This is a genomic window from Solwaraspora sp. WMMB762, from assembly GCF_049179115.1.
Lineage (GTDB): Bacteria > Actinomycetota > Actinomycetes > Mycobacteriales > Micromonosporaceae > Micromonospora_E.
This window is the reverse complement of sequence record NZ_JBMHMD010000001.1, coordinates 1,702,422-1,712,179: the sequence shown is the minus strand read 5'-3', so window position 1 is coordinate 1,712,179 and position 9,758 is coordinate 1,702,422. Positions and strand designations below refer to the sequence as shown.

Below are 9,758 nucleotides of genomic sequence, written 5' to 3'. Positions count from 1 at the left end.
AGATGTGGTCGGAGACTCGCGCGACGATAGGTCGCGCGAGATCTCGGCTTGGCATCATTATGGGCCGGCCGTATACCGAATTCGTCAATTGTTCTTCGCGGCAACGACGATTCTTCTTTCAGTCTTCTTGACGTTTGTCTGTCTAACGGTTTCTAGTTTCTACCCTGGAACTGGTTCTGCCCGGCCTTACGGTCCAGCCGAAAGGTCGGTTGAAGCGATTGTCGAGGATTGTCGTAGGGTTGGCCCGGTAAGCGACCATGGATTCGGCTACTGGTGGGTCTGTGACATAGCCGTGTCGCGGCTTGTCGGGGCCAACGCGGTGGTTGACCGATCCATTGCTGTGCCAGAAGACGTTGGGCAGGTAATTACGCTGCGTGAGGCGTGTTACGGCGAGAATCAAACCGACTGTCGATACGGCGAGCCGACGTCCGCTATTTGGCCGGTTCTCATGGTTGTCCTGAGAATGCTCTGGCGAGGATTTTTGGTGGTTGCGCTCTTTATGGTGCTCATCTACTTAATGAAGTCGATTCTCGGTGCGCCCAGATCTTATGCTCTGGTTGATCGGTTGCGCGGGAAGCATGGAAACATGTGAGGAGGAGACTAGTGTGATTTCCGCAGACGAGTATCTGAGGGCTGTCCGGCAACGATTCGTTGCCGCTGGGTGTGCGGTAACCGAGGAAGCCATCGGTTCGTTGCCGGTGGTCGTCGGATACCGGGCAAAGGTTCGACTATTGACGAGGATGCACAGCTTCGCGGTAGTGGCGAAGGTGGAGCGGGTGGACGAGGAGAGCCTGCGCGGGTTCGTCGACGATGTGGTCAACCTCGGATTGGGGCGTAAGGGTCAGTGGCGCGGCATGCAGTCGGGCGTGATCGTGCTGCCCATCCTGGTGGCCGAGGCGGTAGATCCGGCCGCTGCTGCGCTGACCCAGAAGGCGTACCGGCTGAACCTGAACGGCTTCGCGGCGATGGCCCAACCCGCAGTGGTGGACGTGACCGCTGGCCGGGTGTGGACCTTCCGGGGAACCCGGTTGTGGGGCTACGCGTTCAACTCGCTGATCAAGCAGTCGTACGAGGCGTACCTGCCGGAGCCGGCGGCTGAGTTGAGCTGATGGCGAACGGCTCCCTGCTTGGCCGGCCCCCCACGGTTGGTTGGGCGGACGGCGTCGGTCGCGGCAAGGACATCTAGGCTGCCGGGAGTGTGCGTATGGTAAATGTCAATGAGGCCATTGAGGGGCGGCTGCGCTCCGACGGTTGCGAGGTAATAAAGGAAGATGTCGATGATGAGACCATCACGCTCGGCTATACGTCTGAGTGGAGATGGCTGTGTCGAGTGCATGTACTCGTCGCTGTGGTGAGCAGGGCGGTGGTAACTGAAGAAGATGTCCGGGACTTCACCCTCGAGGTCTTAATGGTGGCCGACAGGATGGGCTTTGAGGAACGGCCTCCAGTCGGGCGTACTGGTGATGCCGATATTGGTGGCGTCTGTCATTGGAGAGGAGATACCCGATATGATGTCGCGATCCTTTCGCCTCGGAACTTCTGGTTTTGCGGCTATGGCTCAACCTGCTGTCGTAGATGCGGGCAGCGGTCACGTATACACCTTTCGAGGACGTCGCCTGCTGGGTGCCGCTTTTGTGAAACTGGTCCATGAAAAGATTGAAACCTATTTGGCTGGCCTTGCTGAGGGTCGGAATTCCTAAGCCCCGATCAACGTGCCTCGCGGCTGCCGAGTGCTTTGAGGTGGGCGCCGCGCTTCCCGCTTCCGGAGGCAATGGGTATCGGGGCTTCGTCGTTGGTGCTCTTCGATCGGGATCGGCTGCTGGCTGAGCTGTCGGAAGAACTCGACTGCAAACTGACAAATACTGAGAGGCTCAAGGTGACGAGCGCCAAGTGGGAATCGACGTAGGTGATGTCGGGTCGTCGGGGACGGGGTGGGGCGTGGTCATCGTCACGGTGCTATTTATTATTGCGGGACTGGCTACAAAAATCTGGATGGCCAACTGGCCCTTCGGTACGCCGTGGGCAAAGGATCTCACTGACAAGGAGCGCCGTATTGAGGTCGACCACAATCGGCGGCACCATCGCGGTGTGGCACGCATCATGTTGCCGGTTCTTGCCTTCGGTTTCGCAATCACATCGATCGAAAGTTTCGCGGGCCCGAAGAGCAACCGGTCTGCGTCAGTCGCCCTAGGTGTGTGTTCGGTCGTGTGCGTAGGCATGTTTGTTGCACTGATCAAGGGAGACCGAAGACGGCGGTCTTCGAAACGGCGACAAACTCCCACTGAGCCCTTTTCATGCTGCGTAGCGGTCGGTCTCGACGTGGTGCAGAACGAGGATGGCCTGCACGATCGCGGTCGCTCGCCGTGGACAGCAGCGCAGCTTGGCCAGGATCTTCCAGGCCTTGAGGGTGGCGATTGCGCGTTCACCGCGGGCGCGGATCTTCGCGTGGGCGCGGTTGATGGCCTTCTGCCGGCGTGACAGCTTCGGGCGGAAGCGGCGTCGCTTGAACGGAGTGCGCACGCTGCCGCGGGCTCCTTGGTAGCCCTTATCGGCGAAGGTCATCACGTCCGCCCTGGTCAGCGCATCGATAATGCCGTAGGTCCTGGCTGCGGTCAGGTCATGAACCGAACCGGGCAGCGCCGGTGAAGCCCAGACGAGCCGGCCAGCGGCATCGGCGATGACCTGCACATTCACGCCGTGGTGCTTGTGTTTCCCAGAGTAGTAGGGTCGCTGGTCGGCGACCCGATCGATCGGAATCAGGGTGCCGTCCAGGATCGCGTACGCCAGTCGGCGGATCCGTACCATGGCGGTGGCCAGGTCATCGGCGGCCGTCGCGAGCAGGGCTATCGCTTCCTGGACGTAGCGCCAGGCGGTGGCGACGCCGATCTCGAAGCCGGCCGCGAGTCGGGTGTAGGTGTCGCCGTTGCGCAGATGGGCCAGGGCGAGCAGCGCCTGCCGGCCGGGTTCGAGGCGCCGCCACCGCGATCGGCGCTGCTTACGGTGGCTGCGGATGCGTTCGGCCAGGTGGTTCAGGGTGCGGCTGGACAACGAGATCGTGGCGGGGTAGGACAGCATGGCGAGGCTCCCGGTCGGGGCTTCGAGTCTTGGTCGACAGCTGTCCTACCTGGAGCCTCGCACCCATCGATCAGCGGGCCTACCGCATCCGCCCTGAGCTGCAAGATCAGCTTGGAAAAGGCTCACTCTTGGACGGGCTGGGATCGGAGGGCGCTGTAGCCGCCGCTCCTGTCGGTTCCACAGGTACACCCGACTCAACTTGCGTCTACGTTTCCCGGTCGAGGAGTTGCCGCTCATCGCGGGGTGCGGGCGGGTGGTGTGGGGCCACCTCGGGGTACCCGAGGTGACCCCCCACCGTGGGTTTGGGTCAGTGAGGGAGGGCGCCGGTCTGCAGGGCGGTGGTGAAGGTGCCCCACTGGGCGGTGCTGAACGTCAAGGTGGGGCCGGTGCGGTCCTTGCTGTCGCGTACCTCGGCGCGGCCGGCGTGCCGGCGGGCCTCGACGCACTGACCGCCGTTGCCGCCGCTGCGGCTGGAGGTGAACCAGGGGGTGTCAGGCTTCATGCCAGGTGCTCCTCGATTGGGATCGACTGCGCGCGGATCTCGCGGAAAATTCGACGGTACTCGGCCAACTCTTCAGGACGCTCCAGGTAGCGGGAGCCGAGATGGGTTTCCACGTAGGCGATGTCGGGGTCATCGGGGTCGGCGAAGTCGAGCAGGGTGAACGGGCTGACCATCGCGGCGTGTGCACCGGCGGACCACGGCAGGACCCGGATCTCCACCCGGACCCGTCGACCGACGCTGGCCAGGTGGGCGCGTTGCTCGGCCATCACCGCCGGGCCACCGACCTCGCGGGCGAGGGCGCCGGCTCCGAAGACGGCAACGATCCTCGCCGGCTCGGCCCGGTCGTAGTAGGAAATCTGCCGATCCAGCCGCAGCGACACCAGCCGCTCGATCTGCTGCTCCGACGCCTGCCGGTCGGCGGCCCGGAACACGGCGCGCATGTAGTCCGGGGTCTGGAGTAGACCGTGGATCAGCTCCGGGTCGTAGAGCTGGATCTCGGTGGCGGCGGCTTCGAGTCCGATGTACAAGCGGAACCAGTCCGGTACGGCGTCGCCGTGCGACTCCCACCAGCCGTGCTCGTCACACGCGGCGGCGAGCCGGGTCAACGCGTCCGTCGTCTCCGGGTCGGCACCGTAGAACCAGCAGAGACCTCGCACCGTGTTCATCTTCACCGGAAACTTGCCGTTCTCGATGCGCCACAACGTCGTACGGGAACAGACCTTCGCCCGCTCCACCTCCTGCTCGGTGCGGGCCGCCTCCTCCCGCAGCCGGCGCAGCCGCCGCCCCAGTTGGCGGCGCACCATTGTCGGTCCGGTGACCGGCATCGCTTCACCTTCCTCTCATCCGACACACCCACCACCCATGCCAATGTTTCAAAATGAAACACCGGGCCGGGTTGACCGCCGAATTCGCACGTCAGAGCCGTGACAGGTCGGCGTCCACGATCGAGTCACCGTACCCGGGCGAAGAATGTGGTCCGCCACCAGGGTGGAATCGACGCGTGTTCGCAGACGAAAGTTGATCAACGGTGTCCGGCGGTCATCAGCCGATCGCTCATCCGCACCGCTCATTCGGGCCTGCCGGTGAGCTGACGTGACGCCCCTTGATCAGCTGACGGCTGATGCCGGGCGGCGGCGATACCCCGACGTTCGGCTGATTGCCGATGCGATCAACGCTTCGCCAGGATGGGTGCCGACTTCTCACGTTAGGCGGGTCGTTGGTCTATTCGCTCTCGCAGGTCCCAACTGGTCGGGTGGTGTGGATCAGGCACCTACGCGTGAGCGACTGGGAACAGGAATTATTGACATCGACTGATGCTCCGGCCGTCGTCGTTCAGCGTACCGCCGGGTCATCCAGCCAGCAGACGACGGTCGCCGCCGTCCTCGACGAGTTGGAGGCGACCGCCCGCCAACTGTTCCCCACCTGGCTGCCCGGAGCCGAAGGCATCACAACATCGGCCGGGGCCGCGCGGGCCGCCGTGCGGCGGCTCGCCGTCGCCCACGCCGCCGCGACCGCCCAGTCCGGCCCGTTCCTCGCCGACCTGGCCGCCGCCGCCCTGACCGGTTCGACGGCACACACCCGGCGGCACCATGCCGAGGTACGGGCACGCGGCTTGGCGCGGGTCATCGCGGCCAGCTTCGACCGGCCAGGGTGCGCGCTGGTGCTGCGCCCGCCCGATCACCTCGACGAGACGGCGACGCTGGCACTGGCCCAGGCGGCACAGTGGCTGGTCGACCACGGCCGGCTGACCGTGTGGATCGACAGCGATTCGCCGTACGGCATCGACAGCCGGCCGCGAGCGACGGAGCCGCCGCGCGCCGAAGTGACGCCGCCGCCCATCGTGACGCCGCCGGCCCGCCCGCGCCGTGAGTCGCGGGTCAGCACCCGACGGACGCCGAGCGTCATCGGCAAGCCGCACCCGACCAGCCGCGCCGAAGTAGTGCTCGAAGCCGCCCTGGCCCGCCGGGCCTGGGCCGCCGGCCGCGCCTGGAACCACACCGTCCGGCCCGGTCCGCTGGTCAACCCCGTCCGGGTCGACCTGCTGTGGAAACGGGAACGGTGCGTCGTCGAGATCGACGGAGACGACCACCGTACGCCCGGGAAGTTCACCGAGGACCGGCACCGTGACGTGATGCTCCAGCTCAACGGGTACGCCGTACTTCGCTTCACCAACGCGCAGGTGCTCGACGACATCGACAACGTGCTCGTACTCCTGCAGCAGTTCCTCACCAACCGTCGACGTACCGGAAAAGGACCCTGACATGTCGGACGAGAAGTTGACCATGGTCGAGACGTCGGCGCTGCTGATTCTCCTTGCCGAGGCCGGCCCGGTGCCCAACGCCAGCCTCACCAATGATCATCGCTGCGAGCTGAAGAAGCCGTCCCGGGAAAAGCTGGAACGGTTGAAACTGATCGAAGTCGGCGGTACGCCGCGCCGGCTCGTCCTGACGTTGAGTGAAGCGGGTTGGCGGCGCTGCCGCACCGAACTCGCTGCGGGCTCGCCGCCACCCGGATCGGGTGCCATCGGCGGTGCGCTCTACGCCGTACTCCTGCGATTGGATCGTTTTCTGACCGCGCAGCGACTCAGCCTCGGCGAGTTCGTGACCGCCTCGAACGCCCCCGCCGCCGAGGACCTACCGGTCGCCGAAGACCTATCGGCCGTGCCCGACGCGCCGAAAGCGGACGAGCCAGCCGCGGACGAGCCAACCGTCGAGGAGCGCGTACTGTCCGCGTACCACAAGGTTGCCAGCCGGGCCGGCGACCTGGTCAACCTTGCCGACCTGCGCGATCTGGTCGACGACCTCGACCGGGCCGACATCGACGCCGCCCTGCGCCGGTTGCACCGCCGACCCGGCGTCACCCTGGTGCCGGAAGCCAACCAGAAGGCCCTCGACGCACGGACCCGGGCCGCCGCCGTCGTGGTCGGCGATCAGCCCAAGCACATGATCACCATGGCGGCGTCATGACCGAAGCAGCGCTGAAAGCACTCACGCATCTGCAGTTCAACTACACGCCGGCGATGAACGACGTCTGGCGGCCGGCGGCGTCCCACGTCGACGGGCTGCACCCGGACGTGCTCCGGACCATCCTCGACGGACTGGCGCTGGCCAAGAAAAGCCCGGACACCAGCCCGATCGGTGTCGCCGTGCAGGGCCAACGCGGCGCGGGCAAGACCCACCTGCTCAGCCGGGTCCGCGAGTTGACCCAGCTCGATGGCGGCTACTTCTTCCTGATCAACCTGCTCGATGCCAGCGCCTTCTGGCGCAGCGCGGCCGTCTCGATGGTCGACGGTCTGCACCAGCCGGTGGACGACGACGGCACCACCCAGCTGCAGATGTTTCTGCACCGGCTCGTCGACGGCCTCGAACTGTCCGTGGTGACCCGGATGGCGGTGACCGGCCGGGCCCCGATGACCGTGGACCGGCTCAACGAGTTCGTGGCCGCCCTGAGCTGGTCGAACCGCCGGATCGGGATCGGCTGCCGGGACACCGCCCGCGCGCTGACCCTGCTCGCCGGCATCGACCCACGAGCCCAGGACGTCGCCAACTCGTACCTGCTCGCCGGCGAGGAGGCCGAGCCCGGCGAACGCCTCGCCTGGGGCATCCGGCCAGCCCGGCGGCTGCCGCAGGAGATCGTCTCCGACGTGTCCCGCCTGCTGGCGCTGACCGGACCGTCGGTCATCGCGGTGGACCAGGTCGACGGACTGATCGCGCAGGTGGCCAACCGCAGCCACGCTTCCGGGCCGCCCAGCACCGGGGCAGAGGAGGACGGCTGGCGGGCGGCTGTCTCGATCGACCAGGTCGCCAGCGGCCTGATGGAGCTGCGCGAGCTGACCCACCGGACGCTGACCGTGCTGTCGCTGTTGCCCGTCTCCTGGGTGTTGATCAAGAGCAACGCGGTCGACACCGCGCAGGACCGGTTCCGGGAAACCGCCCCGCTCGAATCGATCCCGGACGCCGACCTCGGCCGGACCCTGGTCGAACGACGGCTCGCCGCACACTACGCCGACGTCGGGTTCGTGCCACCGTACCCGAGCTGGCCGGTGCGGCCCGAAGCGTTCGCCGACGCCCCGGACTACACCCCACGGCAGCTGCTCATCAACGTCGAACGCCACATCCGCGCGTGCGTACGCGACGGCCAGGTCACCGAGATGACCACGCTCACCACGCTCACCACGGCCGCCGCCGAGAAGCCGACCGCCGAGGCGAAACCGGCTCCGACGAGGCCGACGGCACCGGCCGCTGACGGCTCGTCGTTGGGCACGCTCGATCAGCGGTACGCCGAACTTCGCGCGAAGGCACAGGTAGCCGGACTGCTCGGCCCGGCCAACGAGGACACCCAGGTGCCGCAGCTGCTCGCCGCCGGCCTGCGCGCCTGGACCTGGGAAAGCACGGACACCGACTTCGACCAGGACACCATCCCGGCCCGCCGGCCGGTGCTGCACGCCCGGCTGCGCCGCACCCTCGACGACGCGACCGGCGACGAGGCGCACTGGGCGCTCCGGGCCATCGCCGCACAGCATTACAACGGCGAGCTGTCCCGGCTGCGCAACGCGTGCGTGGCCGCCGGGTTGGCGCACGGAGTCGCCAACCGGCGACTGTTCATCCTGCGCAACGACGAGTGGCCGCGAACTCCTGCCGTGCGCAAGGCGGCGGACGATTTCGCCGCCGCCGGTGGGCGGACGCTGCCGGTCACCGAGGACGACCTACGCAGCCTGGTCGCGCTGCGGACACTCCTCGCCGAGGAACCGGACGGCCTGCAGGCATGGCTGGCCGACCGTCGCCCCGCCTCGCGTACCGCCCTGTTGTCGACCGCGCTCGCCGACGCCGCCCGCGAACCGGCCGCCGACGGACCCGGCCGCGAGTCGGCCGCCGTCGACGGCCCCGGACCGTACCTGCGGGTGGGTGCCGACTTCGACCACGGCGATCCGGTACGGGTGGAGCTGGCCGCGCTGCGCAAGCACGTCGCCATCTTCGCCGGCTCCGGCTCCGGCAAGACCGTCCTGATCCGGCGAGTCATCGAAGAGTGCGCGCTGCTCGGCGTGTCCGCGATCGTCCTGGACCCCAACAACGACCTCGCCCGGCTCGGCGACGCCTGGCCGGAGCCGCCGGCCGCCTGGGGCGACGGCGACGCGCGGGCGGCCGCCGACTACCTCGCCGCGACCGAGGTCGTGGTGTGGACGCCGGGACGGGAGGGCGGCCGGCCGTTGACGTTCCAGCCCTTGCCGGACTTCTCCGGCGTACGCGACGATCCCGACGAGTTCACCCAGGCGGTGGACAGCGCCGTCGACGCGTTGGCCCCGCGTGCCAAGGTGGCCGCCACCACCGCCAAGGCGATGCGTGGGCAGGCCGTCCTGCGGCAGGCGTTGCGCCACTACGGCCGGCACAGCGACACGGCGACCCTCGCCGGGCTGATCGCCCTGCTCCGCGACCTGCCGGACGGGGTGAGCGAGCTGACCGGAGCGGCGGCGATCGCCGCCGACCTGGCCGAGAACCTGGAGGCGGCGCGGATCAACGACCCGATGTTCGGCGGTACGGGCGAGTCGGCCGACCCCAGCACGCTGCTGACCCCGGCCCCGGGCAAACGCGCCCGTGTCTCGGTGATCAGCTTCGTCGGACTGCCGGGGGAGGAGAAACGACAGGGCTTCGTCAACCAGCTCCAGCTGGCCCTCTTCGCCTGGATCAAGCGAAACCCGGCCGGTGACCGGCCGCTGGGCGGACTGCTGGTGATGGACGAGGCGCAGACCCTCGCCCCCTCCGGCCCGATCACGCCCTGCACCCGCAGCACCCTGATGCTCGCCTCCCAGGCCCGCAAGTACGGGCTCGGCCTGGTCTTCGCCACCCAGGCGCCGAAGGGCCTGCACAGTCAGATTCCCGGCAACGCGGCGACGCAGTTCTTCGGGCTGCTCAACGCACCGGTGCACATCGAAGCGGCTCGCGAGATGGCCCGGTTCAAGGGCGGCGACGTGCCGGACATCTCGCGACTGACCAGCGGACAGTTCTACATCGCCGTCGAGGGACAGTCGTTCCGCAAGGCCCGTACGCCGCTCTGCCTCACCCACCACCCGGCCAGCCCACTCACCGCCGAAGACGTCCTCACCCGCGCCCAGCAGAGAATGTCGCCATCGGACGCTACAGTGTCGCCCGCCGAGTAGTCCCCGATAGGCGCTTTAGCACATCCG

Annotated in this window: 8 protein-coding genes; 5 read left to right on the top strand and 3 right to left on the bottom strand. The window is 67.4% G+C overall.

The window, feature by feature from the left end; genetic code table 11:
- The first annotated feature begins 4 nt into the window (after window positions 1-4).
- Window positions 5-592, top strand: coding sequence for a DUF6346 domain-containing protein (locus ACN27J_RS07530; protein ID WP_421364753.1), 588 nt, complete (start codon window positions 5-7; stop codon window positions 590-592).
- Complete coding sequence (locus ACN27J_RS07525) at window positions 579-1,109, top strand: hypothetical protein (protein WP_421364752.1); 531 nt, start codon at window positions 579-581, stop codon at window positions 1,107-1,109. Before ACN27J_RS07530 ends, ACN27J_RS07525 begins: the two co-directional genes overlap by 14 nt.
- A 1,183-nt stretch (window positions 1,110-2,292) precedes the next feature.
- Here ACN27J_RS07525 and ACN27J_RS07520 read toward each other — a convergent pair.
- The 3 genes from ACN27J_RS07520 to ACN27J_RS07510 form a co-directional block, all read right to left on the bottom strand.
- Window positions 2,293-3,075 (bottom strand): transposase family protein, encoded by a 783-nt coding sequence (locus tag ACN27J_RS07520; RefSeq protein ID WP_278168437.1) that lies wholly within the window; start codon window positions 3,073-3,075, stop codon window positions 2,293-2,295.
- 307 nt (window positions 3,076-3,382) lie between these two features.
- Window positions 3,383-3,577, bottom strand: coding sequence for a DUF397 domain-containing protein (locus ACN27J_RS07515; RefSeq protein WP_289205724.1), 195 nt, complete (start codon window positions 3,575-3,577; stop codon window positions 3,383-3,385).
- On the bottom strand, window positions 3,574-4,401 hold the full coding sequence (locus ACN27J_RS07510; RefSeq protein ID WP_421364751.1) for a DUF5753 domain-containing protein: 828 nt from the start codon (window positions 4,399-4,401) through the stop codon (window positions 3,574-3,576). The genes ACN27J_RS07515 and ACN27J_RS07510 overlap by 4 nt, the downstream gene beginning before the upstream one ends.
- Before the next feature lie 452 nt (window positions 4,402-4,853).
- Between ACN27J_RS07510 and ACN27J_RS07505 the strand changes: the two genes are divergently transcribed.
- The 3 genes from ACN27J_RS07505 to ACN27J_RS07495 are packed head-to-tail and all read left to right on the top strand — an operon-like array spanning window position 4,854 to window position 9,731.
- On the top strand, window positions 4,854-5,837 hold the full coding sequence (locus ACN27J_RS07505) for an endonuclease domain-containing protein (protein ID WP_421364750.1): 984 nt from the start codon (window positions 4,854-4,856) through the stop codon (window positions 5,835-5,837).
- Window position 5,838: 1 nt separating this feature from the next.
- Complete coding sequence (locus ACN27J_RS07500; protein WP_421364749.1) at window positions 5,839-6,543, top strand: hypothetical protein; 705 nt, start codon at window positions 5,839-5,841, stop codon at window positions 6,541-6,543.
- Window positions 6,540-9,731 carry an ATP-binding protein gene (locus ACN27J_RS07495; RefSeq protein ID WP_421364748.1) on the top strand — a complete coding sequence of 1,064 codons (3,192 nt, stop codon included), beginning with the start codon at window positions 6,540-6,542 and terminating at the stop codon, window positions 9,729-9,731. The genes ACN27J_RS07500 and ACN27J_RS07495 overlap by 4 nt, the downstream gene beginning before the upstream one ends.
- The last annotated feature ends 27 nt before the right edge of the window (window positions 9,732-9,758 follow it).

Coding starts and splice junctions, on each gene's coding strand:
- ACN27J_RS07525 (WP_421364752.1), top strand. CDS start 579: ATGGAAACATGTGAGGAGGAGACTAGTGTGATTTCCGCAGACGAGTAT.
- ACN27J_RS07520 (WP_278168437.1), bottom strand. CDS start 3,075: ATGCTGTCCTACCCCGCCACGATCTCGTTGTCCAGCCGCACCCTGAAC.
- ACN27J_RS07515 (WP_289205724.1), bottom strand. CDS start 3,577: ATGAAGCCTGACACCCCCTGGTTCACCTCCAGCCGCAGCGGCGGCAAC.
- ACN27J_RS07510 (WP_421364751.1), bottom strand. CDS start 4,401: ATGCCGGTCACCGGACCGACAATGGTGCGCCGCCAACTGGGGCGGCGG.
- ACN27J_RS07500 (WP_421364749.1), top strand. CDS start 5,839: ATGTCGGACGAGAAGTTGACCATGGTCGAGACGTCGGCGCTGCTGATT.
- ACN27J_RS07495 (WP_421364748.1), top strand. CDS start 6,540: ATGACCGAAGCAGCGCTGAAAGCACTCACGCATCTGCAGTTCAACTAC.